This window comes from Enterobacter sp. E20, from assembly GCF_000801755.2.
Lineage (GTDB): Bacteria > Pseudomonadota > Gammaproteobacteria > Enterobacterales > Enterobacteriaceae > Enterobacter > Enterobacter asburiae_B.
The window spans coordinates 2,854,439-2,880,910 of sequence record NZ_CP012999.1 but is presented as its reverse complement, the minus strand read 5'-3'; the positions used below and the strand labels follow the sequence as shown (position 1 = coordinate 2,880,910).

Below are 26,472 nucleotides of genomic sequence, written 5' to 3'. Positions count from 1 at the left end.
AGAACCGGCGCGGGCTTATTTCCCAACTTTGCCGATCAAATCCATCATTTTCAGTTTTTGATCCGTAGAAACCTTACGGGCTTCCAGTTCAATACCGCGCGCATTCAGCTTGTTGAATGCCTCGATATCTTTCGCATCGACTGAAATGGCGTTGTTGACCTGCGTTTTGCCCTGACGGAATGCCATACCACCGATATTCACGGAGGTGATTTTCACGCCGCCTTCAACAATGCGCTCAACGTCTGTCGGGTTAGTGAACAGGAGCATTACGCGTTCACCCGCGTATTTCGGGTTGTTGTAAACGCGGATCATCTTGGCGACATCCACGACGTGCGCGGTAACGCCAGGAGGAGCAACCTGAGTCAGAAGGGTTTTACGTACGGTATCGGCGGCCACTTCGTCGCTGACCACGATAATGCGTCGAACGTTGGTCTCTTTGGTCCAGCGCGTGGCGACCTGGCCGTGGATTAAGCGGTCATCAATACGCGCAAGGCCGATGACCATGTAATCGTTCGGGCCCATCGGTTTTGCCGGTGCTGCCGCTTTAGGTGCCGCTGCAGATGCAGGGGCAGGTTTTTCAACCGGCTGCGCTTTCAGGGCTTTTACCCCTTCGCGACCGGTTTCAACGGCCAGCGCCACCAGTTCATCGAACGCCGGATTGTCGTCGCGCGCCATGAAGGTTTCCACCAGCATGGGAATATTAACCCCGGCGACAACTTCATAGTGCTCTTTATCGACGACAATGCGGCTGGCGGCATTGAACGGGCTGCCGCCCCATGTATCAACGAGAAACAGCACGCCTTTGCTGGTATCCAGCTTCGCGAGTTGAGCGTTGTACTTCTCTATCAGCGTCTCGGCGTTTTCACCGGGAACGAAATCGATCCAGCCGACGTTTTCCTGCTCGCCCAACAGCATCTCTGCCGTTTTGAGTAGCTGCTCAGCAGCCCAACCATGTGTGCCTATGACAATAGCAATGGTCACTTGCTACCTCCTTTTATTATCATTAATACGTCTGCCAGGCAGTCGTACTGAGAATCGTATTGGCGAACCGAATCGATTCAGATAAGGGTTAGAGTTCAAAAAACTAAGACTTCCGCGAATTATTTTAGATAGTGAAAAAATAATTTATGTGATGAAGATCCGTAATTTAGCCACGGGTTACAGATTTATCTGTAGCGTAAAGCCGCTGTGTTACAGAACTTTGCAAAGGAACGTAAATCTTTGCTAAAAACACAGTGTCTCTGATATGTTTAGCCTCCGTTTAATCGTTCAGGAGTATAGGGTTACAGCCCACTATATGGACCGTCACCGACGTCAGTCATCAACCAGGCCATTTCGCGCCTTATTCACCGGCGATCCTCGCCACGTATCAACTCTGTTTACCTCTGTTTTGCCCACGTTGAGTGGGGCACCGTTTCGTCATTCCTTTAGCAGGAGCTTGTCATGGAATTCTTAATGGACCCGTCAATCTGGGTGGGATTGCTCACGCTGGTGGTGCTGGAGATTGTTCTCGGCATTGATAACCTGGTGTTTATCGCCATCCTTGCGGACAAACTGCCGCCAAAACAGCGTGATAAAGCGCGTCTGATTGGTCTCTCGCTGGCGCTGGTTATGCGACTGGGGCTGCTCTCCGTCATCTCCTGGATGGTCACGTTGACCAAACCGCTGTTCTCCGTCATGGATTACACCTTCTCCGGGCGTGATTTAATCATGCTGATCGGGGGGATATTCCTGCTTTTCAAAGCGACGACGGAGCTACACGAGCGGCTGGAAAACCGTCAGCACGATGATGGGCACGGTAAAGGCTATGCCAGCTTCTGGGTGGTAGTGCTGCAGATTGTGGTGCTTGATGCAGTCTTCTCGCTGGATGCGGTGATCACGGCGGTCGGCATGGTGAATCATCTGCCGGTAATGATGGCGGCTGTTGTCATTGCGATGGCGGTCATGCTGCTGGCCTCGAAGCCGCTGACGCGCTTCGTCAACCAGCATCCGACGGTGGTCGTGCTGTGTCTGAGCTTCCTGCTGATGATTGGTCTGAGCCTGGTGGCGGAAGGTTTTGGCTTCCATATTCCGAAAGGCTACCTGTACGCCGCGATTGGCTTCTCGATTCTGATCGAGCTGTTCAACCAGATTGCGCGCCGTAACTTTATTAAGCAGCAGTCGAATCAGCCGCTGCGCGCCCGTACCGCAGACGCGATTCTGCGCCTGATGGGCGGTCGTCGTCAGGTGAACGTCCAGTCTGATTCCGAAAACCATAACCCGGTTCCGGTCCCGGAAGGGGCGTTTGTGGAACAAGAGCGCTACATGATTAACGGCGTGCTCTCCCTGGCCTCCCGTTCGCTGCGCGGCATCATGACGCCGCGCGGGGAGATCAGCTGGGTTGATGCTAACCTGAGCGTCGATGAAATTCGCCAGCAGCTGCTCTCTTCTCCGCACAGCCTGTTCCCGGTGTGTCGCGGAGAGCTGGATGAGATCATCGGCGTCGTGCGGGCAAAAGAGATGCTGGTGGCCCTGGAAGAGGGCGTCAACGTGGAAGCCGTTGCTGCCGCGTCGCCTGCGATTGTCGTGCCGGAAACGCTGGATCCTATCAACCTGCTCGGAGTGCTGCGCCGCGCTCGCGGTAGCTTTGTTATCGTCACCAACGAGTTTGGCGTGGTGCAGGGGCTGGTTACACCGCTGGACGTACTGGAAGCGATTGCCGGTGAATTCCCGGATGCCGACGAAACGCCTGAGATCGTTGCCGACGGTGAAGGCTGGCTGGTTAAAGGTACCACCGACCTGCACGCGCTCTCGCACACGCTGGGGCTGGAAAACGTGATCAACGATGAAGAAGACATCGCGACCGTTGCCGGTCTGGTGATCGCCGTTAACGGGCAAATCCCGCGCGTCGGCGATGTGATCGAGCTGGCGCCGCTGCACATTACGATCGTTGAAGCCAACGACTATCGCGTTGATATGGTTCGCATTGTTAAAGAACAATCAGCCCACGACGAAGATGAGTAAGCCGGCTTAGCGCAGCGGCATTAAGGGCACGATGTGCCCGTTATGATGCGCTGGCGGGGATGAACTTCCCGCCAGCCACTTCGGAAAATCCCGTAGCGGCATGGGCCGCGCATAGAAAAACCCCTGCAGGACAGGCACGCCATGGCGGCGCAAGTAGCGCGCCTGCTCCTCCGTCTCGACCCCTTCAGCAACCAGTTCGATATTCAGCCGCTGACCCAGCGCAATAATCATATCCGTCACCGTCGAGTTCACGGCGTCGGTACCGATGGCGGTGGTAAACGACTGGTCGATTTTCAGCACGTCCGGGTGCAGCTTTTCAAGCCAGGAGAGGGAGCTGTTCCCGGTACCAAAATCGTCGATGGCGAGCTTCACCCCTTTGCGATGCAGTTCGCGCACGATGCGATAATCCACATCCAGTAGCGCATCCCGTTCCGTGAGTTCAATCACCAGCTGCTGGCGCGGACCGGCGCTGAACCAGAGGCGGTTCAGGTCCTGTATCAATGCCGCGTGACGAAAATGGCTGGCGGCGACGTTAATACCAATGTGAAAACCGGCGCTGGAAGGGAAGTAGCCTATCTGGCGCACCGTTTCGGCGATGACATAGCGGGTCAGGGGGACAATCTGGTTATGTTCTTCTGCCAGCGGGATAAATACCTCCGGGGTGATCCAACCCTGACGGGGGTTATTCCAGCGCAGCAGGATCTCCACGCCGGTGCACGCCTGGGTACGGGCATTCACCAGCGGCTGGCAGAAAAGCTCAAATTCCCGCGCCGCAATGCCCATATCGATCTCCCATGTAAAGCTCATCCGGTTTGCCGTTGCCAGCCAGGCGAGATAGCCCAGCAGCAGGCTGAGCATGAGTCCCAGCGGCAGCTGGGCTGGCAGGCTTTTTAAGGCTAACTCTCCAGGGCCTGGCCCGCTGACCGTAATGGTGAAAGAGTTTCGGGTGGACGATTGCTGGAAAAGAGAGCCCTCCTCATCAAACGTCAGGCTGTCGCTGACGCGTTGTCCATAGCGCAGAAAGCGATCGCCTACGGTCAGCGCCACGTCATTGATGAGCGGGCGCTGGGGCTCGAGGATCATTTTGGCGATCAGATCGATATTGATGATTTCGATTACGCCAGCTTCACCGTCCTGTGAGACGGGATACCACTGGATCAATATCGGGCTACCCTTAAGCAGCCACTGATCGCTCGATAAAATCAGCTTCGCCGTGCTGGCGGGTAATTCTTTCAGGAAGTCGCGAACGGGCACGTTGCGGCTCCCGAAAATACTTGAGCAATACAGGATACCCTCGTTAATCAGGGCGATGGAGCGTACCGTCTGCAAAATGGCGGCCTGCTTTCGCAGCGCCAGGTGCGCCTGCGGGCAGGGCTGCCCTACCAGGGGCTGCAGCACGCTGCGGCGGTTCTCTAAAGAAAGCAGGACGTTATCAAGGGCGCGAACGGTGTGGCTAGTAAAATCGAGGATCCGCTGTTGGTTAACATTGCGCTGTGAAATGAAGCGAATGCCTAACGTCAGGATGAGCGTGAGGAGCGCAACCGTCACACAGACGATAACGCGTTTTCGGCGATAGTTTTTAATGATCGTTTGTGCAGTTTGCATGAACGGTCGCCTGATAAGCCACCAGCCACAAAAGCCGGACGCAACAGTAAAAGTGTAGTGGGGAAAGCAGAAGGAGACGAGAAAGAAGAGGGAAATTCGCCCATCCGTTGCAGATGGGCGAAAGGCAGTATTAGTCGCACTGCACCTTAATGGCCAGGCCACCGCGGGACGTCTCGCGGTATTTCGCGTTCATGTCCTTGCCGGTTTCGTACATGGTTTCAATCACCTTATCCAGCGATACGCGAGGTTCGCTGGTACGGCGCATCGCCATACGTGAGGCGTTGATGGCTTTCACAGAGGCAATCGCGTTACGCTCGATGCACGGCACCTGCACCTGGCCCGCGACCGGGTCACAGGTCAGACCGAGGTTATGTTCCATACCGATTTCCGCCGCCACGCAGACCTGCTCAGGGCTTGCGCCCAGCAGCTCTGCCAGACCTGCCGCCGCCATGGAGCAGGCAACGCCCACTTCACCCTGACAGCCCACTTCCGCACCGGAGATGGAGGCGTTCATTTTGTACAGCGCACCGATGGCCCCTGCCGCCAGGAAATAGCGGATGTAGATGTCCGGCGTCACGGGCTCAATAAAGTGATCGTAATACGCCAGCACTGCCGGAACGATACCGCAGGCGCCGTTGGTTGGCGCCGTCACGACGCGTCCACCTGCGGCGTTCTCTTCATTAACCGCCAGGGCAAACATGTTTACCCAGTCGACCACGTTCATCGGGTCGTTGGAGAACTTGTCCGTGGTCACCAGCATACGGCGCAGGGCAGAGGCACGACGCGGTACGCGCAGTGGACCCGGCAGAACGCCTTCGGTGTTCATCCCGCGGTCGATACAGGCGCGCATGGTTTGCCAGACGTTCGCAAAATAGTCTTCAATCTCTTTTTTGCTGTGCAGGGCCAGTTCGTTCTGCATCACCATGCCGGACAGTGAAAGACCGGTCTCTTTGCAGTAGCCCAGCATTTCTGTAGCCGATTTGAACGGGTAAGGTACGCTGACGTCGCCGACGCTGTCTTTGCCAAAATGCTCTTCATCCACGATGAAGCCACCGCCGATGGAGTAGTACGTTTTGCTGTAAATCTCTTTTTCACTGCTGTAAGCGTGAATGGTCATGCCGTTTTCATGCAGCGGCAGGTTGTCGCTACGGAAACGCATGCCGTCATCCTGCGGGAAATCGACTTCCTGCTGACCGTTTGCCAGCAGCAGGCGGCCGCGTGTTTCCACGTCGCGGATGAATGCCGGGATGGCATCAATATCTACGGTATCCGGCATATTGCCTGCCAGACCCATAATAATGGCGATATCGGTGTGGTGGCCTTTACCCGTTAATGACAGCGAGCCGTAAACATCCACGGCGACACGGGTAACGCTTTCCAGTAATCCTTTTTCGACCAGATCATCGACGAACTGTTTACCGGCCTTCATCGGGCCAACAGTATGGGAAGACGAAGGGCCAATTCCCACTTTGAACATGTCGAATATACTAATCACTTTCACACTCCTGACAGGGTTACCGGGGTTCCAGTAACGATGTTATAACTGCGCATAGTGTAAGAGGGAACACCGACCTCGGCTTAACTATTCACATGAATTAAACTAATGGTTAACGATGGGTTTTGCTAATAGCGCGACGCGGATCGCAAACCTGCGAAAAAGGGTGGAATGTAAAGTATAGTCAAGGTTTCAGGCCGATTTGCAGCGCCAGTTCACGAATGATGCCCGCCGTCATGCCCCAGACAAAATAATGCTGATACCAGGACAACCAGACCCGATGGTCATGCCCCCGTCGATGGATATCGAGCGGATGATAGCGGCTGAGCCGGAGCGCCTCTTCGAGCGGCATTTCAAACACCGCTGAAACTTCATCGACGCTGGCGTGATACTGCAGGCCGGGCGGGATAATGCCGACCACCGGCGTGACCTGAAAACCGGTAACGCTGTCGACGGGCGGCAGCACGCCAATGACCTCAACGGCCTCCGGCGGAATGGCAACCTCTTCCTGCGCTTCCCGCAGCGCGGCGGCAATCAGCGAGGCGTCGGAGCTGTCAACCGCGCCACCCGGAAAGGCGACCTGACCCGCGTGCTTGCGTAGATGGGGAGAACGCTGGGTGAGCAGCAGGCCCGGCTGCGCGCGACGCACGACCGGGATCAGCACGGCCGCCTGACGCTGGTTCAGCGCTTCGCGGTTGACCTGCGGTCGTAATAGCTGAAAGCGAGATAAAAAATCGTCCAGCGTCAGGTTCTCTTTTTCCACCCGTGATTACTCCAGTTGTTTCAGGATACGGTTAACTTTATCAAAGGTTTCCTGATATTCCGCATCGACCTGGCTATCGGCAACAATGCCGCCCCCGGCCGAGCAGTAAAGGTTTCCGCCGCAGGCCGTCAGCGTGCGAATGGTAATGCTGGTATCCATGGTGCCGCAGAGGCTGATATAGCCGATGCTGCCGCACCAGGCGTTGCGGCGGTGCGGCTCCAGCTCGTCAATGATCTCCATCGCCCGCACCTTTGGCGCGCCGGTGATGGAGCCGCCCGGAAAGGCGGCGCGGAGCAGATCGCAGGCGGTGCGAGAGGTGGGTAGACGCGCGGTAATGGTACTGACCAGATGATGCACCGCCGGGAAAGGCTCGACGACAAACAGTTCCGGCACGCGCACGCTGCCTGGTTCGGCGACGCGGCCAATATCGTTACGCATCAGGTCGACAATCATCAGGTTCTCGGCGCGGTCTTTCGGAGAGGCGGCGAGTTTTTCCGCCTGCTGGCGATCGGCGTCGGGATCGGCAAGACGCGGCAGAGTGCCTTTAATCGGACGGGTTTGAATCGTGCCCTCGGCCAGATGGATAAAGCGCTCGGGTGACAGGCTGAGTATGGCCCCCCGTTCCAGACGGACAAACGCGCTGAACGGCGCCTTATTGCTGGCATTAAGACGGGTAAACGCCTGCCACTCATCTCCCCGGTATGTCGCCTGGAAGCGCTGGGCGAGGTTAACCTGGTAGCAGTCACCGCTTTGCAGATACGCCTGAACGCGCGCGAATTTTTCGGCATACTCCGCTGCGGTCATGTTCGAGCGCCAGCCAGAGGTAAGGGTAAACGTCTCTGCCGGTGCAGGCCGTTGCGCCTCAAGCCACGCCAGACGCGCCTGCACGTCATGATGGCTCAGCAGGGAAACCGTTTTTTTCTGGTGATCGACTATTAACGCCCAGTCATACAGCCCCACGGCCATGTCTGGCAGGGAAATATCAGCCTGCGCATGCTCCGGCAGCGTTTCGAAACGGCGACCCAGATCGTAGCCAAACAGGCCCAGCGCGCCGCCCTGGAAAGGGAGGTCCGGGTTCGGCGCGGCAGATAAGCCCAGCGCGTTAATGGCCTGCTGCAGCTGCTTCAGGGGATCGTCCGTTAACGACAGGTCATCGGTTGTCAGCGTCTTTAGCGGATCGGCCACCAGAATGTCGAAGCGGCTATAGGGATGGTCCGCATGGCCGGAATGCAGCAGCATCGCAAACGGAAGATGGCTCAGGCGGGCAAACCAGAATTCAGCGGCGTCTGCACGCCAGGGCAAGGTAATAACAGTGGGGAAGCGCATGTTCATGTGTGGCATACTACCGGGCAGCGTGAAATAATTAGCGCGAATAATTTAGCAGGAGTTGACGATGTTTGCAGGTTTACCTTCTCTGAGCCATGAACAGCAGCAGAAAGCGGTTGAGCGAATTCAGGAACTGATGTCCCAGGGGATGAGCAGCGGACAGGCGATTACCGTTGTCGCCGAGGAGATTCGCGCCAGTCATTCCGGCGAGCGGATCGTGGCGCGTTTCGAAGATGAAGATGAAGATCCAGAAGAATAATCAGGCTTACACCGCCGCGATAATCTTAATCTCTACCTTATATTCCGGCTTCATCAGCGTGGCCTGTACGGTACAGCGTACAGGCGCGTGACCCGCCACCACCCATGCATCCCAGGCTTTGTTCATCGCCGCGAAATCATCTTTGTTTGCCAGGAAAATCGTCGCATCCAGAATGCGGGATTTGTCGCTGCCCTGTTTTTCCAGCACCGCGTCAATCTGCGCCAGAGTGTTAGCCGTCTGCTCGAAGGCATCCGCGTCCAGGTTAGCCGGTACGCCGGTGTAGTACAGCGTCTGGTTATGGATCACCACATCAGACCAGCGGGCTTCGGCATCAATGCGCACAATTGTCATAAACGTTTCCTCGTTATTTTTCGTCGTCAGGCGGCAAGACTGCCATATTGTTCTCCTGTCGTCACTATTTGGGGTGGCACAGGAGAGGATGGGCTGACATAATCCCTGTGCAAAAATACAGTGAGAGAGCACCGTGGCAGACGATTTTTCCCCTGAAGGTCAATTAGCGCAGGCTATTCCCGGCTTCAAGCCCCGTGAGCCTCAGCGTCAGATGGCGCACGCCGTTGCACGCGCCATCGATAAGGCTCAGCCGCTGGTGGTCGAAGCCGGAACCGGCACGGGTAAAACGTATGCTTACCTTGCTCCGGCGCTGCGCGCGAAAAAGAAGGTGATTATTTCCACCGGTTCGAAGGCGCTGCAGGATCAGCTCTACAGCCGCGATTTGCCCACGGTGGCGAAAGCGCTGAAATACAAGGGGCGTCTGGCCCTGCTGAAGGGGCGCTCCAACTATCTCTGCCTGGAACGTCTTGAGCAGCAGGCGCTGGCGGGCGGCGACCTGCCGGTGCAAACCCTCAGCGACGTTATTATCCTTCGCGCCTGGGCGAACCAGACCGAAGAGGGCGATATCAGCACCTGCGCGAGCGTGCCGGAAGACTCGCCTGCCTGGCCGCTGGTGACCAGCACCAACGACAACTGCCTCGGCAGCGACTGCCCGCTGTATAAAGACTGCTTTGTGGTGAAAGCGCGCAAAACGGCGATGGACGCGGATGTGGTGGTGGTGAACCACCATCTGTTCCTCGCGGATATGGTCGTCAAGGACAGCGGTTTCGGCGAGCTGATCCCGGAGGCGGACGTGATGATCTTCGACGAAGCCCACCAGCTTCCGGACATCGCCAGCCAGTATTTCGGCCAGTCGCTTTCCAGCCGCCAGCTTCAGGATCTGGCGAAAGATTTCACCATTGCTTACCGGACCGAACTCAAAGATACCCAGCAGCTGCAGAAGTGCGCCGACCGTCTGGCCCAAAGCGCGCAGGATTTCCGCTTACAGCTTGGCGAGCCGGGCTATCGCGGTAACCTGCGCGAGCTGCTGGCGGACAAAAACATCCAGCGCGCGCTGTTGCTGCTCGATGATGCCCTCGAACTCTGCTACGACGTGGCAAAACTGTCGCTTGGCCGTTCCGCGCTGCTGGACGCGGCCTTCGAACGCGCCACGCTCTATCGCGGGCGGCTCAAACGGCTGAAAGAGATTAACCAGCCGGGGTTCAGCTACTGGTATGAGTGCACCTCGCGGCATTTCACCCTGGCGCTCACGCCGCTGACGGTGGCGGATAAATTTAAAGAGGTAATGGCGCAAAAACCGGGAAGCTGGATTTTCACCTCGGCAACCCTGTCGGTGAATGACGATCTGCATCACTTCACGGAACGTCTTGGCATTGAGGATGCGGAATCGCTGCTCCTGCCCAGCCCGTTCGATTACGAAAAACAGGCGCTGCTCTGCGTGCCTCGTAATCTGCCGCTGCCGAACCAGCCGGGGGCGGCGCGCCATCTGGCCGCGATGTTAAAACCGATGATCGAGGCCAACAACGGCCGCTGCTTTATGCTCTGCACCTCTCACGCCATGATGCGTGACCTCGCCGAGCAGTTCCGCGCCACCATGACGCTGCCGGTGCTGCTGCAGGGTGAAACCAGTAAAGGCCAGCTGTTACAGCAGTTTGTCAGCGCCGGAAATGCCCTGCTGGTAGCAACCAGCAGCTTCTGGGAAGGGGTGGACGTGCGCGGCGATACGCTCTCGCTGGTAATTATTGATAAGCTGCCGTTTACCTCTCCGGACGACCCGCTGCTGAAGGCGCGGATGGAAGACTGCCGTCTGCGCGGGGGCGATCCGTTTGACGAGGTACAGCTGCCGGACGCGGTGATTACCCTCAAGCAGGGGGTAGGGCGATTGATCCGCGACGTTACCGATCGCGGGGTGCTGGTCATTTGCGATAACCGGCTGGTGATGCGCCCTTACGGGGCGACCTTCCTTGCCAGCCTGCCGCCCGCGCCGCGGACGCGGGACATAAAACGCGCGGTGCGTTTCCTGGCAAACCCAACGGCGGAGTAATTTACCCCGGAGTGTGCTAAGATGCGCGCCATTTTGTGACTGACCCTTGCGAGAGCGCGACGACTGATGCGAATTCTGGCTATTGATACCGCGACAGAGGCTTGCTCTGTCGCTCTGTTGAACGACGGTGCTGTTTCTGCTCATTTCGAAGAGTGCCCACGGGAACACACCCAACGCATTCTGCCCCTGGTAAAAGCCATTTTAACCCAGGGCAACACCTCCTTAACCGACCTTGACGCGCTGGCCTTTGGCCGTGGCCCCGGCAGCTTTACGGGCGTACGCATCGGGATTGGTATTGCGCAGGGGCTGGCGCTGGGCGCCGAACTGCCGATGATCGGCGTCTCTACCCTCGCCACTATGGCCCAGGGCGCATGGCGCATGACCGGGGCAACGCGCGTGCTCGCCGCGATTGATGCCCGCATGGGCGAAGTTTACTGGGCCGAATACACCCGCGACGAGCAGGGCGTGTGGCGCGGCGAAGAGACGGAAGCCGTGCTCAAGCCGGAAGCGGTCACTGAGCGGCTGCAGCAGCTCTCCGGCGAGTGGGCAACCGTCGGCACCGGCTGGCCGGCGTGGCCTGACATGGCAAACGACGCCGGGGTGACGCTGGTGGACGGCAACATGCTGCTGCCGGCTGCGGAAGATATGCTTCCGATTGCCTGCCAGCTGCTCGCGGCAGGAAAAACCGTTGCCGTTGAACACGCGGAGCCGGTTTATTTGCGAAACACCGTTGCGTGGAAGAAACTTCCGGGCCGCGAGTGAATCTCAGTAACAGGAACTGAGAAAAAGGAGTCGCATCATGGCGGTTCAGACTAAAGTAGTACGCCTTATTATGGCAGGCGCGGTTGCCATAGCACTGAGCGGATGCGTTTCCGTTCCTGATGCGATTAAGGGCAGCAGCCCGACGCCACAGCAGGATCTGGTTCGGGTGATGAATGCGCCTGAGCTGTACGTCGGCCAGGAAGCGCGCTTTGGCGGTAAGGTCATCGACGTACAAAACCAGCAGGGGAAAACCCGTCTGGAGATCGCGACCGTTCCGCTGGACAGCGGCGCGCGGCCGGTACTGGGTGAGGCCTCTCGCGGGCGTATCTATGCGGACGTCAGTGGTTTCCTCGATCCGGTCGATTTTCGCGGACAGCTGGTGACCGTCGTCGGGCCGATTACCGGCGCCGTGCAGGGCAAAATCGGCAGCACGCCGTATAAATTTATGACCATGCAGGTCAACGGGTATAAACGCTGGCGGCTGGCACAGCAGGTGATCATGCCGCCTCAGCCGATGGATCCGTGGATGTGGGGTCCACATCCTTATCGTTACGGCTACCCGGGCTGGGGCTGGTATAACCCGGGTCCTGCACAGGTTCAGACGATCGTTACTGAGTAACTTACTGTTATTGTTAGAAAAGAGACAGCGGCTCAGCCGCTGTCTCTGTTTTTTTACGGATAAAACGAAAAAAAAGAGTGACGCGCTTCGCAACCTTAAATCTGAACAATTAATAAACTGGTACGCTGAGTTAATATAATGTTAACAAACTGTTTATTATCGGGGTTGTGATGACGACGAACACTCATTTCAGAGGTGATGCATTGAAGAAGGTTTGGCTTAACCGTTATCCCGCAGATGTTCCTGCTGAGATCAATCCTGACCGTTATCAATCCCTGGTGGAATTATTTGAGCACTCGGTAAGGCGCTACGCGGACCAGCCCGCATTCGTGAATATGGGCGAGGTCATGACGTTCCGTAAGCTGGAGGAGCGTAGCCGGGCGTTTGCGGCGTATCTGCAGGAAGGGTTGGGGCTGCAAAAAGGGGACCGCGTCGCGCTGATGATGCCGAACCTGCTGCAATACCCGGTGGCGTTGTTCGGTATCCTGCGAGCCGGGATGATTGTCGTCAACGTTAACCCCTTGTATACCCCGCGCGAGCTGGAGCATCAGCTGAACGACAGCGGCGCGGCCGCGATTGTCATTGTGTCCAACTTCGCCCATACGCTGGAAAAAGTGGTCGACAAAACCCAGGTTAAACACGTCATCCTGACGCGCATGGGGGATCAACTCTCCACCGCCAAAGGCACGCTGGTTAACTTTGTCGTTAAATACGTCAAGCGCCTGGTGCCAAAATACCACCTGCCGGACGCCATCTCCTTCCGCCGCGCGCTGCATGCGGGCTACCGTATGCAGTATGTGAAACCCGAAGTGGTGGCGGAAGATCTTGCGTTTCTGCAATACACGGGCGGGACCACCGGCGTCGCCAAAGGGGCCATGCTTACCCACCGCAATATGCTGGCAAACCTTGAACAGGTGAACGCCACCTACGGGCCGCTTCTGCATCCGGGCAAAGAAGTGGTGATCACCGCGCTTCCGCTGTATCACATCTTTGCGCTGACCATGAACTGCCTGCTGTTTATTGAACTGGGTGGTCAGAACATCCTCATCACCAACCCGCGCGATATCCCGGGCCTGGTGAAAGAGCTGGCGAAATACCCGTTCACCGCCATGACGGGGGTGAACACCCTGTTTAACGCGCTGCTTAATAACAAAGAGTTCCAGCAGCTGGATTTCTCCACGCTGCATCTCTCTGCGGGCGGCGGCATGCCGGTTCAACAGGCGGTCGCCGAGCGCTGGGTGAAGCTCACCGGTCAGTATTTGCTGGAAGGCTATGGGCTGACGGAATGTGCTCCGCTGGTCAGCGTGAACCCACACGATATCGACTATCACAGTGGAAGCATTGGTCTGCCGGTTCCTTCCACCGAGGCCAAACTGGTCGATGATAACGATAACGAAGTCGCGCCGGGCGAGCCGGGTGAGCTTTGCGTCAGAGGTCCGCAGGTGATGCTGGGTTACTGGCAGCGTCCCGATGCGACCGACGAAATCATCAAAGACGGCTGGCTGCACACCGGTGATATTGCGGTAATGGATGAAGAGGGCTTCCTGCGCATCGTCGATCGCAAGAAAGACATGATCCTGGTCTCCGGCTTCAACGTCTATCCGAATGAGATCGAAGACGTGGTTATGCAGCACAGCGGCGTACTCGAGGTGGCGGCGGTCGGCGTCCCTTCCGGCAGCAGCGGTGAAGCGGTTAAAATATTTGTGGTCAAGAAAGATCCTTCCCTGACGGAGGAGGCGCTGGTAACGTTTTGCCGTCGTCAGCTGACGGGCTACAAGGTGCCGAAGCTGGTTGAATTCCGCGATGAGCTGCCGAAATCCAACGTCGGAAAGATATTACGACGAGAATTACGTGACGAAGCCCGTGGCAAAGTAGACAATAAGGCCTGAGCTTCACGCTAATCGCCCAGACGCCGGTTAAGCCGGCGTTTTTTATGGGCGCAAACAAAAGAGAACCCGTTTTGAATTACCAGATGATCACGACCAACGACGAGCTGGCTTCGCTGTGCGAAGTGACGCGCGACTTTCCTGCCATTGCCCTGGATACCGAGTTTGTCCGTACCCGAACCTATTATCCGCAGCTGGGTTTGATTCAGATGTATGACGGTAAACACGTGTCGCTGATTGACCCGCTCGGCATTACCGACTGGACGCCGATGCGTGACCTGCTGCTCGATACCGCCGTGACGAAATACCTGCACGCAGGCAGTGAGGATCTGGAAGTCTTTCTGAACACCTTTGGCATCATGCCCCAGCCGCTGATTGACACGCAGATCCTCGCGGCATTCAGCAATCGTCCGCTCTCATGGGGCTTTGCTGCCATGGTGGAGGAGTATACGGGCCTGACGCTGGATAAAAGCGAATCCCGTACCGACTGGCTGGCGCGCCCGCTTACCGAGCGTCAGCTGGAGTATGCGGCGGCAGACGTGTTTTACCTGCTGCCGATTGCCGGACAGCTGATGAAAGAGGCGGAAGCCTCCGGCTGGCTCGCTGCTGCGCTGGACGAATGCCGTATGACCCAGCAGCGTCGTCAGGAAGTGGTTGACCCGAAAGAGGCCTGGCGCGATATCACCAACGCCTGGCAGCTGCGCACGCGTCAACTGGCATGCCTGCAGCTGCTGGCAGACTGGCGCTTGCGTAAAGCGCGCGAGCGCGATCTGGCCGTTAACTTTGTGGTTCGCGAAGAGCATCTCTGGGCAGTCGCGCGCTATATGCCGGGCAGCCTGGGGGAGCTGGACAGCATTGGCCTTTCGGGCAGCGAGATCCGCTTCCACGGTAAAACCCTGCTGGCGCTGGTCGCCAAAGCGCAGGAGCTGCCGGAAGATGCGCTGCCGGAACCGCTGCTGAACCTGATGGACATGCCGGGCTATCGCAAAGCGTTTAAGGATATCAAAGCGCTGGTGCAGGCAGTTGCAACGGAAAGCAAGCTGAGCGCGGAACTGCTCGCCTCACGTCGTCAGATTAACCAGCTGCTGAACTGGCACTGGAAGCTGAAGCCGCAGAATGGCGTGCCGGAGATGATGGCGGGATGGCGCGGGGAATTGATGGCCGATCGCCTGAATACGCTGCTGGACGGTTACCCGCGATAAAAAAATATGCCGGGCGATATACCCGGCATATTTCCCCGGTGGCGCTGCGCTTACCGGGGCGGCGAAAACACAAACCTACGGACGCGACTCTTCCGCTTCCGGGAGCGTAACGTTCAGCTCCAGAATCGAAATATCCCCGTCTTTTTGTTCCAGCTGCACCGTGACCATCTCCGGGTCAATCTGCACATACTTACAGATCACTTCCAGGATGTCCTTGCGCAGCTGCGGCAGGTAGTGAGGCTCGGCGTCGCTACGACGACGCTCCGCAACGATAATTTGCAGACGTTCTTTTGCGATGTTGGCGGTGTTCTTTTTCCGCGAGAGAAAAAAGTCCAGTAATGCCATAACTTATCCTCCGAACAGGCGTTTGAGGAAACCTTTCTTCTCTTCTTCAATGAAGCGGAAAGGACGTTCTTCTCCCAGCAGACGGTCAACGGTATCGGCGTAAGCTTTACCTGCATCTGCCATTGTATCAAGGATCACTGGCTCGCCCTGGTTAGACGCGCGTAACACGGACTGATCTTCCGGGATAACGCCCACCAGCTTAATGCGCAGGATCTCCAGCACGTCTTCCATGCTCAGCATGTCACCTTTGTTCACGCGGCCCGGATTGTAGCGGGTGAGCAGCAGGTGTTCTTTAATCGGGTCTTCGCCATTTTCCGCACGACGGGATTTAGAGGCGAGGATACCCAAAATGCGGTCTGAGTCACGCACGGATGAAACTTCAGGGTTGGTGGTGATGATCGCTTCATCAGCGAAGTAGAGCGCCATCAGGGCACCGGTTTCGATGCCGGCAGGGGAGTCGCAGACAATGAAGTCGAAATCCATTTTTTTCAGATCGTCGAGCACCTTTTCCACGCCTTCACGGGTCAGGGCGTCTTTGTCACGCGTCTGAGAAGCCGGGAGAATGTAGAGGTTCTCGGTGCGCTTGTCTTTGATCATCGCCTGGTTAAGCGTGGCATCGCCCTGAATGACGTTTACGAAGTCATACACGACGCGACGCTCACATCCCATGATGAGGTCGAGGTTACGCAGACCGATATCGAAGTCGATAACGATGGTTTTCTTTCCCTTCTGGGCCAAACCAGTAGCGATGGCCGCGCTGGAGGTGGTCTTGCCAACGCCTCCTTTACCCGAAGTAACAACAATAATGCGTGCCATAGAAATTCCTTGTTAAAAAGGGATCAATTCAACGGTTGAACGGTCAACGCGTCGTCTGCCAGAAGCAGGCGAGCCGCTTTGCCATAAAATTCGGCTGGGATCTTGTCGCTCAGCCAATATTCACCTGCGATGGACACCAGTTCCGCCGTCAGGTGAGTACAAAATATTTGCGCATCTCGATCGCCACTTGCACCTGCGAGCGCACGTCCACGCATCATACCGTATACGTGAATATTGCCATCTGCAATCAGCTCAGCGCCAGCACTGACGTGGCTTGTAACAATCAGATCACAGTTTGGTGCATAAATGCGCTGACCGGAACGAACCGGCACATCAATCATTCGCGTTTTTGTGACGGTAGTAACGTTTTGCACCGCAGGAGGGGGCGTTTGCACGGCAACGGGTGCCGCTCGCGAGGCTTTTTCTTTGCCCTCATTCAGAAGGGGCAGCCCCGCACGCTCAATTTCCGCTTTCAGCTCAGTATCTTTGCAGCCGCTGATGCCCACGATACGCAGTCCGGTCGAGGAGACGGCCTGCTGGAGAAGTTTCCAGTTAACCGGAGCCTCAAGACCGCTGACGTTGATAACAACAGGGGCGTGCTTCAGAAAGGCGGGAGCCTGGGCGATTTTGTCTTCTAACGCCTGACGAATAACCTCGGGTTTTGCATCATGCAAATGTACCACTGATAAGGTGAAGCTACTGCCTTTAAGCTCGATGGGCGTGTTTGACATCCTGGCCTTACTCAATTTGCTATTAACCGCAACCACTCGCTGCGATATTCCGAAGAGTATCAGGCATGTTATAGTCAGGAGTATATTGAGGCAAGCAACCACCCATTAATTCAGAGTAAAAACATGTTTTGTGTGATCTACAGAAGTACAAGCCGTGACCAGACCTATCTTTATGTCGAAAAGAAAGACGATTTTTCACGCGTGCCTGAAGAATTAATGAAGAACTTTGGCCGACCACAGCTGGCGATGCTGCTGCCGCTCGATGGTCGTAAGAAACTGATTAATGCCGATCTGGATAAAGTGAAAACGGCCTTAGCCGAGCAAGGCTATTATTTACAGCTTCCACCGCCACCCGAGAATTTATTAAAACAGCATCTTGAGGCGAACGGTAAAAAATAGTCTCAACTGTTTTTGGGCACAACACATCAACCGTTTAGGGGTCGACCATGTATCAACATCATAACTGGCAAGGTGCATTACTGGATTATCCCGTCAGCAAAGTGGTTTGCGTGGGCAGCAACTACGCAAAACATATTCAGGAGATGGGCAGCGCGACGCCAGAAGAACCGGTCCTGTTTATTAAGCCTGAAACGGCGCTGTGCGATATCCGACAGCCGCTGGCGCTGCCGCAGGGGCTGGGCTCGGTGCATCACGAAGTTGAACTTGCCGTGCTGATCGGCGCGACGCTGCGCCAGGCCTCAGAAGAACATGTTAAAAAAGCGATTGCCGGATACGGCGTGGCGCTGGATCTGACCCTGCGTGACGTTCAAGGCAAAATGAAGAAAGCAGGGCAGCCGTGGGAAAAAGCCAAAGGGTTTGATAATTCCTGCCCGATTTCGGCGTTTGTGCCGGTGAGCGAATTTACCGGCGATCCGCAGGACACGCCGCTCAGCCTCAAGGTTAACGGCGAGGTCCGCCAGCAGGGCACCACGGCAGACATGATCCATAAGATTGTGCCGCTGATCGCCTACATGAGCCGCTTCTTTACCCTGAAGCCGGGCGATGTGATCCTGACCGGAACCCCAGAAGGCGTTGGCCCGCTACTCAGCGGTGACGAGCTTGAGGTCGGTTTCAACGGTCTGTCGCTGAAAACCCGCGTGCTGTAACCCCATCTTGCCGCCTGAAGAGGGCGGCAAAGCTTGCAACAACGTGCCAGACTCGTTATAAGGTGCGCTTTCTTTTGACGTGTGGACATCCTGATGAACGACATCCCTTTCTGGCAAAGCAAAACTCTCGACGACATGACTGACGCGGAATGGGAATCATTGTGCGACGGCTGCGGGCAGTGCTGCCTGCACAAGCTGATGGATGAAGATACGGACGAAATCTACTTCACCAACGTTGCCTGCAAGCAGTTAAACATTAAAACCTGCCAGTGCCGCAACTATGAGCGCCGGTTTGAATTTGAGCCTGACTGCATCAAGTTAACCCGGGATAATCTGCCGACGTTTGAATGGCTGCCGCATACCTGCGCGTATCGCCTGCTGGCGGAAGGGAAAGGTCTGCCTGACTGGCATCCGCTGTTAACCGGTTCAAAAGCGGCGATGCACGGTGAACGCATTTCTGTGCGCCACATCGCGGTGAAAGAGTCCGAGGTGCGAGACTGGGAAGATCACATCATGAACCACCCGACCCGTTGAGATTAAAAAAACCGCCGAGGCGAGTTTTTTGTGCTTGTGCTGCCTGATGCCCTCACCCCAACCCTCTCCCACGGGAGAGGGCGCAAACGCTAAAAACGGCAACCTTGGTTGCCGTTTTGCGTTTACCTTCCGAACAGATCGCGTTTCTTCGGTTTGAACGGCTGGGCAATCAGCACCAGCAGCGCCACGACGAAGTAGGCGGCAAAAATGCCCACCAGCCACTGCGGCATCTCCAGCGTCAGGAATTCCCACTGGCGAACGGAGCAGTCACCGGATGCGACGAACACCTGCGGCAGCCATTTGTCCAGCGGCAGCCAGCTCGGGAAGCGGGCGGCAAAATCACAGGTCATAAACGGTGACGGATGCAATTGCATCATGGTGTGCTGCCAGGAGAGTTCAATTCCTTTCCAGGCGCTGTAGATCCAGATGGCAATACCGGCATAGCGAAGCGGCGATTTTGGGGCAATCGCACCCACCAGGCCCGCACCCATAATGCCGAACAGCGCGCTGCGTTCGTAAATACACAGTACGCAAGGTTTCAGTCCCATTACGTGCTGGAACCACAGCGCGACCATTTCCAGCGCGAAGGCGGTCAGGGCCATTAACAACCACGCTCCGCGACCGCGGGAGCACTGGTTTAAAAATCTCAACATAATCATTTCCCTGGAACATGCTTAGAAAGCGCAGTGTAAACGAATTCGTTTTTCGCGCCACCTGTACCTGGCGAAATAAAACGTAATTGGATGTTTATCGTGCGAAAAGGCAAACGGGCAGCGAACTGCCCGAGATGCATAGTTTACTGCGCCGCAAGTATACCCGCTTGTACCAGCCATTGCGTACAGGGAATGAGGGTAATTTTGACGCAAAGCAATCCGACGATCGTGAGCACCAGCGTATAGGGCAGCGCCATCCATACCATCCTGCCATAAGAAAGACGTATGAGCGGCGCGAGGGCGGAGGTCAGCAGGAACAGGAAGGCGGCCTGGCCATTTGGCGTCGCTACCGACGGCAGGTTGGTACCGGTGTTGATCGCCACGGCCAGCAGCTCAAACTGTCCGGCGCTGATAACGCCTTGCTCCATGGCGGCTTTGGCCTCGTTGATGTAGACCGTCCCGACGAAGACGTTATCTGAGATCGACGAGAGCAGGCCATTAAACAGGTAAAACAGCGAGAGCTGAGCATCCGGTGACGCCTGTAATACAAAGGCAATAATCGGCGCGAACAGGTGCTGGTCGATAATCACCGCCACGACGGCAAAGAACACCGCCAGCAGGGCGGTAAACGGCAGGGCTTCGGTAAACGCCTTGCCGATGGCATGTTCGTCCGTCACGCCGGTAAAGGTGGTGGCGAGAATAATGACTGACAGGCCAATCAGCCCCACTTCGGCAAGATGGAACGCCAGCGCCGCGATAAGCCAGACCCCGATGATCCCCTGAGCAATCAGTCGTAGCGTCTCCTGGCGCGTCCGCTGGCTTCGGCTCTGCACATCGAATTTTTGCAGTTCCTGACGTACTGGCTCCGGCAGCTGCGCCCCATAGCCAAAGAGGCGAAACTTCTCCACCAGCAGACAGGTCGCCAGCCCGCAGACCAGCACCGGTACGCTCACCGGGGCCATTCTCAGGAAGAAATCACCGAAGTGCCAGCCCGCCGCTTTGGCAATGATCAGGTTTTGCGGCTCGCCCACCATGGTCATCACGCCGCCCAGGGCGGTACCCACGCCGGCATGCATCATCAGGCTGCGCAGAAACGCGCGGAACTGTTCCAGCACGTCACGGTTATGCGCCTCGACGTGGCTGTCATCCTGCAGGTCCTCATTTGGGCGAGAGGAGGCCACGCGGTGATAAATACCGTAAAACCCAACCGCTACGCTGATCACCACCGCGACGACCGTCAGCGCATCCAGGAACGCCGACAGGAAGGCGGCGGCAAGGCAAAACGCCAGCGAAAGGAACATTTTCGACGGAATGCTGAGCAGCAGGCGCGTGAAGATGAACAGCAGCAGCTGTTTCATAAAGTAGATGCCCGCCACCATAAAGATCAGCAGCAGAAGCACTTCGAGATTTGACGCCAGCTCTGCTTTGACATGCCCGGCGCTGGTCATACCGATGACGACGGCTTCAAACGCCAGCAATCCGCCCGGCAGCAGGGGATAACATTTCAGCGCCATGGCCAGGGTGAAGATAAACTCCGCCACCAGCAGCCAGCTGGCGATAAAGGGGTTCACGCTAAAAATGATGGGATTAACGACCAGGAAAACCAGCAGTATCAGCTTATACCAGTCAGGAGACTGACCTAAAAAATTGCGCCATAGCGCGCGCCCAAAAGAAATTTCCACAACAGACGTCCTTCCCGTCAAGTAAGACAAAACATCAGTATACGCAAAAATCGCGGCCTGGAGGCGGATAAGGCTGCATTGTAAATTTCACAAAAATGAAACGGCGATCCCTCTTTTCTCTCTTTGCCGCGCTACCTGCCACTGCGTGCCTCTGGTATGATGAGTCCAATTTGCTAAAGCTGTGTAATGGAAATCTCACTATGGTCATTAAGGCGCAGAGCCCGGCGGGTTTCGCGGAAGAGTACATCATTGAAAGCATCTGGAATAATCGTTTCCCTGCGGGGTCCATTCTTCCGGCTGAACGCGAACTCTCTGAACTGATTGGCGTCACTCGCACCACGCTGCGTGAAGTGCTTCAGCGGCTGGCGCGCGATGGCTGGTTGACGATCCAGCACGGTAAGCCTACGAAAGTGAACAACTTCTGGGAAACGTCCGGGCTGAACATTCTTGAAACGCTGGCGCGTCTTGACCATGAAAGCGTGCCGCAGCTCATTGATAATCTGCTCTCCGTTCGCACCAACATCGCGACGATCTTTATTCGTACCGCTTTCCGTCAGCATCCGGAAGACGCCCTTGCGGTGCTGGCCAGCGCGAACGAGGTGGAAGATCACGCCGATGCTTTTGCCACTCTCGATTACAACGTGTTCCGCGGCCTGGCGTTTGCCTCCGGCAACCCGGTGTACGGCCTGATCCTCAACGGTATGAAAGGGCTTTACACCCGCATTGGCCGCCACTACTTTGCCAATCCGGAAGCGCGTAGCCTGGCGCTGGGCTTCTACCACAAGCTGAGCAAGCTCTGTACCGAAGGTCTGCACGATCAGGTTTATGAGACGGTGCGCCGCTACGGTCACGATTCCGGTGAAATCTGGCACCGTATGCAGAAAACGCTGCCGGGTGATTTAGCGATTCAGACCCGCTAAAAGAAAAACCTCTCATACGAGAGGTTTTTTTTTTCGCCCGGTAAGCGTAGCGCCACCGGGCAAAAGCGTCACTACAGCGTATTCAACCGCGCCGGGCAACGTTCCAGCAGCTCGACGCTCCCGTCTTCATTCTGCTGCTCCAGCTGCACGTCAAAGCCCCACAGGCGATGCACGTGCTTCAGCACCTCTTTGCGCCCTTTATCCAGCGGCGCGCGATTGTGGGGGATATAGCGCAGCGTCAGAGAGCGGTCTCCGCGCAAATCGACGTTCCATACCTGAATATTCGGCTCAAGATTGCTCAGGTTGTACTGGGAAGAGAGTCGAGAGCGGATCTCACGGTATCCCTCTTCGTTGTGGATTGCGGAGATCTCCAGATAGTTGTTGCGGTCATCGTCCAGCACGGTGAAGAAGCGGAAATCACGCATGATCTTCGGCGACATAAACTGGCTGATGAAGCTCTCGTCCTTAAAGTCGCGCATCGCAAAGTGCAGCGTTTCCAGCCAGTCAGAACCGGCGATATCCGGGAACCAGTACTTGTCTTCTTCCGTCGGCGACTGGCAGATGCGCTTAATGTCCTGGAACATGGCGAAGCCAAGCGCATACGGGTTAATCCCGCTGTACCACGGGCTGTTGTAGGGCGGCTGGAACACCACGTTGGTATGGCTGTGGAGGAATTCCATCATGAACCGCTCGGTCACTTTTCCCTCGTCGTACAGGTGGTTAAGAATGGTGTAGTGCCAGAAGGTTGCCCAGCCTTCGTTCATGACCTGCGTCTGCTTTTGCGGGTAAAAATACTGGCTCACCTTGCGCACGATGCGCAGGATTTCACGCTGCCACGGCTCCAGCAGCGGGGCGTTCTTCTCCATAAAATAGAGCAGGTTTTCCTGCGGCTCGGACGGATAGCGACGCGCTTCGGCGATCGTTTTTTCCTCCTCACGCTTCGGCAGGGTACGCCACAGCATGTTCACCTGGCTTTGCAGGTACTCTTCGCGGCTTTTCTGCCGGGCTTTCTCCTCCTGCAGGGAGATTTTCTGCGGACGTTTGTAGCGATCCACGCCGTAGTTCATCAGGGCGTGACAGGAGTCGAGCAGTTTTTCCACTTCGTCCACGCCGTAGCGCTCTTCGCAGTCGGTAATGTATTTGCGGGCGAAGATCAGGTAATCGACGATGGAGCTGGCGTCCGTCCAGCTGCGGAACAGGTAGTTATTCTTGAAAAAGGAGTTGTGCCCGTAGCAGGCGTGCGCCATCACCAGCGCCTGCATGGTAATGGTGTTCTCTTCCATTAAATAGGCGATACACGGATTGGAGTTAATCACAATCTCATACGCCAGCCCCTGCTGGCCGTGCTTATACAGCCGCTCGGTTTCAATAAATTTTTTGCCAAACGACCAGTGCGGATAGTTAATCGGCATCCCGACGCTGGAGTAGGCGTCCATCATCTGTTCGGACGTAATGACTTCAATCTGATGGGGATAGGTATCCAGGCGATACAGCTTTGCGACCCGGTCGATTTCGGCGAGGTAAACATCCAGCAGCTCGAAGGTCCAGTCGGGTCCATCGCTCAGACGTGTGTTGTCCTTGTTCAGGGAATCAATAGTAGCCATTAGCGCGCCCTCGTTGTGGGTGCTCTCTCTGTCTGGAGAGCCTCCTTTCAAGCATAGATCAACGTGTTAAAAAGCGTGCTGGGGCAGAAATTTTTTCTTTGCGATTTCGCGTTTTTGATACGGCAAAAAAACGGTATGCCGCAGCATATTATGCTGGTTAAAAATAACGCGCAGCAGGAGATCCCAAATTAGCACTATCCCCTGATGCTGGGGGATGTGTGAGGTAAGTCACCATAAAAAAGTCGTATGTTGAATAATATTTTCAACTAGGTTATCAATCTGTAATTAGAAGATTGTTCTTTTGCACATAATGGAGTGGCTATGCGTGTTGTCATACTGGGAAGTGGTGTCGTTGGGGTAACCAGCGCCTGGTATTTAAGTCAGGCGGGACATGACGTAACCGTTATCGATCGTGAATCCGGTCCCGCGCTTGAAACCAGCGCGGCGAACGCCGGGCAAATCTCTCCGGGCTATGCGGCGCCGTGGGCTGCGCCGGGCGTTCCGCTGAAAGCGATTAAATGGATGTTCCAGCGCCATGCGCCGCTGGCCATCAGCCTTGACGGCACGCAGTTCCAGCTGAAGTGGATGTGGCAGATGCTGCGCAACTGCGACACGCGCCACTACATGGAGAACAAAGGGCGCATGGTGCGCCTGGCGGAATACAGCCGTGACTGTCTGAAAGCGCTGCGCGCGTCGACGGGGATTGAGTATGAAGGCCGCCAGGGCGGGACGCTGCAGCTGTTCCGCACCGAGCAACAGTACGAAAATGCCACCCGCGATATCGCCGTGCTGGAGGATGCCGGCGTACCGTACCAGCTGCTGGAAGCCAGCCAGCTTGGCCAGGTTGAACCGGCGCTGGCGGAAGTGGCGCATAAGCTGACGGGCGGCCTGCGCCTGCCGAATGATGAAACCGGCGACTGCCAGCTCTTTACGCAACGTCTGGCGCAAATGTGCGAGCAGGCGGGGGTGAAGTTCCGCTTTAATACCTCCGTCGACAAGCTGCTGTCGGAAGGGGAAAAAATTTACGGCGTGAAGTGCGGCGACGAGGTGATCAAAGCCGATGCCTACGTGATGGCGTTTGGTTCGTACTCCACCGCCATGCTGAAAGGCATTCTCGACATTCCGGTTTATCCGCTGAAGGGCTACTCGCTGACCATCCCGGTGAAAGAAGAGAGCGGCGCCCCGGTGTCGACCATTCTGGATGAAACCTACAAAATCGCCATTACCCGTTTCGACAACCGCATTCGCGTAGGCGGCATGGCGGAGATTGTCGGCTTCAACACCGAACTGCTGCAGCCGCGTCGTGAAACGCTGGAGATGGTGGTGGGCGATCTCTTCCCGCGCGGCGGTTTTGTTGAGCAGGCGACGTTCTGGACCGGCCTGCGTCCGATGACCCCGGACGGCACGCCGATCGTGGGCCGCACGCCGTTCAAAAACCTGTGGACCAATACCGGACACGGCACGCTCGGCTGGACGATGGCCTGCGGATCGGGCCAGCTGCTGAGCGACCTGATTTCCGGGCGCACGCCGGCAATTCCGTTTGACGATTTAAGCGCCGCGCGCTATCAATCGGGGTTTACGCCTTCGCGTCCACAGCACCTGCACGGCGCGCATAGCTAAGGAGTTGTCATGTCCCGTCCTGTTCTGGCCCAGCTGAACCTGCAGGCCCTGAAGGATAATCTGCAAATTGTTCGTCGGGCGGCCCCGGGTTCGCGCGTCTGGTCGGTGGTGAAAGCGAATGCCTACGGCCACGGTATCGATCGTATCTGGAGCGCGCTGAGCGCGACCGACGGTTTTGCGCTACTGAATCTGGAAGAGGCCATTCTGCTGCGCGAGCGCGGCTGGAAAGGGCCGATTCTACTGCTGGAAGGGTTCTTCCATGCGGACGATCTGCCGCTGCTGGATAAGTACCGGCTGACCACCAGCGTGCACAGCAACTGGCAGATTAAGGCGATCCAGGATGCGAAGCTCCATGCTCCGCTGGATATCTATCTCAAGGTGAACAGCGGCATGAACCGCCTGGGCTTCCAGCCTGAGCGGGTGCATACGGTCTGGCAGCAGCTGCGCGCCATGAAAAACGTGGGCGAAATGACGCTGATGGCGCATTTTGCCGACGCGGAAAAACCCGACGGTATTGCCGATGCCATGGTCCGCATTGAGCAGGCGGCAGAAGGGCTGGATTGCCCGCGCTCGCTGTCGAACTCGGCGGCCACGCTGTGGCATCCCGAGGCGCACTATAACTGGGTGCGTCCGGGGATCGTTCTCTACGGTGCGTCTCCCTCAGGCCAGTGGCAGGATATCGCCAACAGCGGCCTGAAGCCGGTCATGACCCTGCGCAGTGAAATCATTGGCGTGCAGACGCTGAAGGCCGGGGACACGGTCGGCTACGGCAGCCGCTACCGGGCAAAGGGCGAGCAGCGGATTGGCATCGTGGCGGGCGGTTATGCCGACGGCTACCCGCGCATCGCGCCGACCGGCACGCCGGTCTGGGTCGATGGGGTTCGCACGGGAACGGTGGGCACCGTATCTATGGATATGCTGGCCGTTGATCTGACGCCATGCCCGCAGGCGGGCATTGGCTCACCCGTCGAGCTGTGGGGTAACGAAATCAAAATTGACGACGTGGCTGCCGCGGCGGGCACGGTGGGGTACGAATTGATGTGCGCGCTGGCACCAAGAGTGCCGGTTGTGACGGTGTAACATATATTTATGTCGGGTGGCGGCTTCGCCTTACCCGACCTACAAAACCCTCGAACGTAGGCCGGG

General features: G+C 56.7%; 26 protein-coding genes. 14 read left to right on the top strand and 12 right to left on the bottom strand.

Going from position 1 to position 26,472, the window contains the following annotated elements; genetic code table 11:
• Positions 1-15: 15 nt before the first annotated feature.
• Positions 16-981: a PTS mannose transporter subunit IIAB gene (manX, locus tag NI40_RS13440; RefSeq protein ID WP_039263635.1), complete on the bottom strand. Its 966-nt coding sequence runs from the start codon at positions 979-981 to the stop codon at positions 16-18.
• A gap of 265 nt (positions 982-1,246) precedes the next feature.
• On the opposite strand from manX, the gene NI40_RS24500 reads away from it, so the two are divergent.
• Together NI40_RS24500 and yoaE are read left to right on the top strand one after the other, a co-directional pair.
• Positions 1,247-1,456: a protein YoaL gene (locus tag NI40_RS24500; RefSeq protein ID WP_372584218.1), complete on the top strand. Its 210-nt coding sequence runs from the start codon at positions 1,247-1,249 to the stop codon at positions 1,454-1,456.
• The gene (gene yoaE / locus NI40_RS13435) at positions 1,444-3,003 is read left to right on the top strand and encodes a CNNM family cation transport protein YoaE (protein WP_033145827.1); all 1,560 of its coding nucleotides are present in this window, start codon (positions 1,444-1,446) and stop codon (positions 3,001-3,003) included. Before NI40_RS24500 ends, yoaE begins: the two co-directional genes overlap by 13 nt.
• A 6-nt stretch (positions 3,004-3,009) precedes the next feature.
• On the opposite strand, the gene NI40_RS13430 is transcribed toward yoaE, so the two are convergent.
• The 4 genes from NI40_RS13430 to pabB form a co-directional block, all read right to left on the bottom strand.
• A complete protein-coding gene (locus NI40_RS13430) occupies positions 3,010-4,608 on the bottom strand; it encodes an EAL domain-containing protein (protein WP_039263634.1) in 1,599 nt (532 codons plus the stop codon).
• Positions 4,609-4,738: 130 nt separating this feature from the next.
• Complete coding sequence (gene sdaA, locus NI40_RS13425; RefSeq protein WP_039263633.1) at positions 4,739-6,103, bottom strand: L-serine ammonia-lyase; 1,365 nt, start codon at positions 6,101-6,103, stop codon at positions 4,739-4,741.
• A 184-nt stretch (positions 6,104-6,287) separates the two neighbouring features.
• Positions 6,288-6,866 carry a CoA pyrophosphatase gene (locus NI40_RS13420; protein ID WP_023312196.1) on the bottom strand — a complete coding sequence of 193 codons (579 nt, stop codon included), beginning with the start codon at positions 6,864-6,866 and terminating at the stop codon, positions 6,288-6,290.
• 6 nt (positions 6,867-6,872) lie between these two features.
• Positions 6,873-8,198: an aminodeoxychorismate synthase component 1 gene (gene pabB / locus NI40_RS13415; RefSeq protein ID WP_039263632.1), complete on the bottom strand. Its 1,326-nt coding sequence runs from the start codon at positions 8,196-8,198 to the stop codon at positions 6,873-6,875.
• Between the two features lie 61 nt (positions 8,199-8,259).
• On the opposite strand from pabB, the gene NI40_RS13410 reads away from it, so the two are divergent.
• The gene (locus NI40_RS13410) at positions 8,260-8,451 is read left to right on the top strand and encodes a YoaH family protein (protein WP_033145823.1); all 192 of its coding nucleotides are present in this window, start codon (positions 8,260-8,262) and stop codon (positions 8,449-8,451) included.
• Positions 8,452-8,457: 6 nt separating this feature from the next.
• On the opposite strand, the gene NI40_RS13405 is transcribed toward NI40_RS13410, so the two are convergent.
• Positions 8,458-8,802, bottom strand: coding sequence for a RidA family protein (locus NI40_RS13405; RefSeq protein ID WP_008500498.1), 345 nt, complete (start codon positions 8,800-8,802; stop codon positions 8,458-8,460).
• Between the two features lie 133 nt (positions 8,803-8,935).
• On the opposite strand from NI40_RS13405, the gene NI40_RS13400 reads away from it, so the two are divergent.
• The 5 genes from NI40_RS13400 (at position 8,936) to rnd (ending at position 15,315) form a co-directional block, all read left to right on the top strand.
• Positions 8,936-10,846, top strand: a complete 1,911-nt coding sequence (locus NI40_RS13400) for an ATP-dependent DNA helicase (protein ID WP_039263631.1) — start codon at positions 8,936-8,938, stop codon at positions 10,844-10,846.
• A 66-nt stretch (positions 10,847-10,912) separates the two neighbouring features.
• Entirely contained in the window at positions 10,913-11,608 is a 696-nt protein-coding gene (gene tsaB, locus NI40_RS13395; RefSeq protein WP_039263630.1) for a tRNA (adenosine(37)-N6)-threonylcarbamoyltransferase complex dimerization subunit type 1 TsaB, read from the top strand.
• A gap of 37 nt (positions 11,609-11,645) precedes the next feature.
• Positions 11,646-12,227 (top strand): Slp family lipoprotein, encoded by a 582-nt coding sequence (locus NI40_RS13390; RefSeq protein ID WP_032658483.1) that lies wholly within the window; start codon positions 11,646-11,648, stop codon positions 12,225-12,227.
• A gap of 203 nt (positions 12,228-12,430) precedes the next feature.
• Positions 12,431-14,116, top strand: coding sequence for a long-chain-fatty-acid--CoA ligase FadD (gene fadD / locus NI40_RS13385; RefSeq protein WP_075204798.1), 1,686 nt, complete (start codon positions 12,431-12,433; stop codon positions 14,114-14,116).
• 71 nt (positions 14,117-14,187) lie between these two features.
• Entirely contained in the window at positions 14,188-15,315 is a 1,128-nt protein-coding gene (gene rnd / locus NI40_RS13380) for a ribonuclease D (protein ID WP_127353321.1), read from the top strand.
• 75 nt (positions 15,316-15,390) lie between these two features.
• Here rnd and minE read toward each other — a convergent pair whose 3' ends face one another.
• From minE to minC, 3 genes are read right to left on the bottom strand one after another with little or no spacing between them, the layout of a single operon-like run.
• Positions 15,391-15,660, bottom strand: a complete 270-nt coding sequence (minE, locus tag NI40_RS13375; protein WP_008500504.1) for a cell division topological specificity factor MinE — start codon at positions 15,658-15,660, stop codon at positions 15,391-15,393.
• Positions 15,661-15,663: 3 nt separating this feature from the next.
• The gene (minD, locus tag NI40_RS13370; RefSeq protein ID WP_023312187.1) at positions 15,664-16,476 is read right to left on the bottom strand and encodes a septum site-determining protein MinD; all 813 of its coding nucleotides are present in this window, start codon (positions 16,474-16,476) and stop codon (positions 15,664-15,666) included.
• Positions 16,477-16,499: 23 nt separating this feature from the next.
• Positions 16,500-17,207: a septum site-determining protein MinC gene (gene minC, locus NI40_RS13365; RefSeq protein WP_023312186.1), complete on the bottom strand. Its 708-nt coding sequence runs from the start codon at positions 17,205-17,207 to the stop codon at positions 16,500-16,502.
• Positions 17,208-17,330: 123 nt separating this feature from the next.
• Here minC and NI40_RS13360 point away from each other — a divergent pair, with 123 nt between their 5' ends.
• From NI40_RS13360 to NI40_RS13350, 3 genes are all read left to right on the top strand, one after another.
• Complete coding sequence (locus NI40_RS13360; protein ID WP_029742143.1) at positions 17,331-17,606, top strand: YcgL domain-containing protein; 276 nt, start codon at positions 17,331-17,333, stop codon at positions 17,604-17,606.
• Positions 17,607-17,653: 47 nt separating this feature from the next.
• Positions 17,654-18,313 (top strand): fumarylacetoacetate hydrolase family protein, encoded by a 660-nt coding sequence (locus tag NI40_RS13355; RefSeq protein ID WP_039263627.1) that lies wholly within the window; start codon positions 17,654-17,656, stop codon positions 18,311-18,313.
• A gap of 93 nt (positions 18,314-18,406) precedes the next feature.
• Entirely contained in the window at positions 18,407-18,847 is a 441-nt protein-coding gene (locus tag NI40_RS13350) for a YcgN family cysteine cluster protein (protein ID WP_024909872.1), read from the top strand.
• Between the two features lie 122 nt (positions 18,848-18,969).
• Here NI40_RS13350 and dsbB read toward each other — a convergent pair whose 3' ends face one another.
• The gene (gene dsbB / locus NI40_RS13345; protein ID WP_023312182.1) at positions 18,970-19,500 is read right to left on the bottom strand and encodes a disulfide bond formation protein DsbB; all 531 of its coding nucleotides are present in this window, start codon (positions 19,498-19,500) and stop codon (positions 18,970-18,972) included.
• A gap of 143 nt (positions 19,501-19,643) precedes the next feature.
• Entirely contained in the window at positions 19,644-21,182 is a 1,539-nt protein-coding gene (gene nhaB / locus NI40_RS13340) for a Na(+)/H(+) antiporter NhaB (RefSeq protein WP_039263626.1), read from the bottom strand.
• Positions 21,183-21,382: 200 nt separating this feature from the next.
• On the opposite strand from nhaB, the gene fadR reads away from it, so the two are divergent.
• Positions 21,383-22,102: a fatty acid metabolism transcriptional regulator FadR gene (gene fadR, locus NI40_RS13335; RefSeq protein ID WP_023336056.1), complete on the top strand. Its 720-nt coding sequence runs from the start codon at positions 21,383-21,385 to the stop codon at positions 22,100-22,102.
• A 71-nt stretch (positions 22,103-22,173) separates the two neighbouring features.
• On the opposite strand, the gene NI40_RS13330 is transcribed toward fadR, so the two are convergent.
• The gene (locus NI40_RS13330) at positions 22,174-23,706 is read right to left on the bottom strand and encodes a SpoVR family protein (RefSeq protein WP_023293929.1); all 1,533 of its coding nucleotides are present in this window, start codon (positions 23,704-23,706) and stop codon (positions 22,174-22,176) included.
• A 321-nt stretch (positions 23,707-24,027) separates the two neighbouring features.
• Here NI40_RS13330 and NI40_RS13325 point away from each other — a divergent pair, with 321 nt between their 5' ends.
• Positions 24,028-25,326 carry a D-amino acid dehydrogenase gene (locus NI40_RS13325; RefSeq protein WP_032658462.1) on the top strand — a complete coding sequence of 433 codons (1,299 nt, stop codon included), beginning with the start codon at positions 24,028-24,030 and terminating at the stop codon, positions 25,324-25,326.
• A gap of 9 nt (positions 25,327-25,335) precedes the next feature.
• The gene (gene dadX / locus NI40_RS13320; protein ID WP_039263625.1) at positions 25,336-26,406 is read left to right on the top strand and encodes a catabolic alanine racemase DadX; all 1,071 of its coding nucleotides are present in this window, start codon (positions 25,336-25,338) and stop codon (positions 26,404-26,406) included.
• Positions 26,407-26,472: the final 66 nt, after the last annotated feature.

Bases quoted from the DNA above. Each gene is read 5' to 3' on its own strand.
- NI40_RS24500 (WP_372584218.1), top strand. From the start codon at position 1,247: ATGTTTAGCCTCCGTTTAATCGTTCAGGAGTATAGGGTTACAGCCCAC.
- yoaE (WP_033145827.1), top strand. From the start codon at position 1,444: ATGGAATTCTTAATGGACCCGTCAATCTGGGTGGGATTGCTCACGCTG.
- NI40_RS13430 (WP_039263634.1), bottom strand. From the start codon at position 4,608: ATGCAAACTGCACAAACGATCATTAAAAACTATCGCCGAAAACGCGTT.
- pabB (WP_039263632.1), bottom strand. From the start codon at position 8,198: ATGAACATGCGCTTCCCCACTGTTATTACCTTGCCCTGGCGTGCAGAC.
- NI40_RS13410 (WP_033145823.1), top strand. From the start codon at position 8,260: ATGTTTGCAGGTTTACCTTCTCTGAGCCATGAACAGCAGCAGAAAGCG.
- NI40_RS13405 (WP_008500498.1), bottom strand. From the start codon at position 8,802: ATGACAATTGTGCGCATTGATGCCGAAGCCCGCTGGTCTGATGTGGTG.
- tsaB (WP_039263630.1), top strand. From the start codon at position 10,913: ATGCGAATTCTGGCTATTGATACCGCGACAGAGGCTTGCTCTGTCGCT.
- NI40_RS13390 (WP_032658483.1), top strand. From the start codon at position 11,646: ATGGCGGTTCAGACTAAAGTAGTACGCCTTATTATGGCAGGCGCGGTT.
- minE (WP_008500504.1), bottom strand. From the start codon at position 15,660: ATGGCATTACTGGACTTTTTTCTCTCGCGGAAAAAGAACACCGCCAAC.
- minD (WP_023312187.1), bottom strand. From the start codon at position 16,476: ATGGCACGCATTATTGTTGTTACTTCGGGTAAAGGAGGCGTTGGCAAG.
- minC (WP_023312186.1), bottom strand. From the start codon at position 17,207: ATGTCAAACACGCCCATCGAGCTTAAAGGCAGTAGCTTCACCTTATCA.
- NI40_RS13360 (WP_029742143.1), top strand. From the start codon at position 17,331: ATGTTTTGTGTGATCTACAGAAGTACAAGCCGTGACCAGACCTATCTT.
- NI40_RS13355 (WP_039263627.1), top strand. From the start codon at position 17,654: ATGTATCAACATCATAACTGGCAAGGTGCATTACTGGATTATCCCGTC.
- NI40_RS13350 (WP_024909872.1), top strand. From the start codon at position 18,407: ATGAACGACATCCCTTTCTGGCAAAGCAAAACTCTCGACGACATGACT.
- dsbB (WP_023312182.1), bottom strand. From the start codon at position 19,500: ATGTTGAGATTTTTAAACCAGTGCTCCCGCGGTCGCGGAGCGTGGTTG.
- fadR (WP_023336056.1), top strand. From the start codon at position 21,383: ATGGTCATTAAGGCGCAGAGCCCGGCGGGTTTCGCGGAAGAGTACATC.
- NI40_RS13330 (WP_023293929.1), bottom strand. From the start codon at position 23,706: ATGGCTACTATTGATTCCCTGAACAAGGACAACACACGTCTGAGCGAT.
- NI40_RS13325 (WP_032658462.1), top strand. From the start codon at position 24,028: ATGCGTGTTGTCATACTGGGAAGTGGTGTCGTTGGGGTAACCAGCGCC.
- dadX (WP_039263625.1), top strand. From the start codon at position 25,336: ATGTCCCGTCCTGTTCTGGCCCAGCTGAACCTGCAGGCCCTGAAGGAT.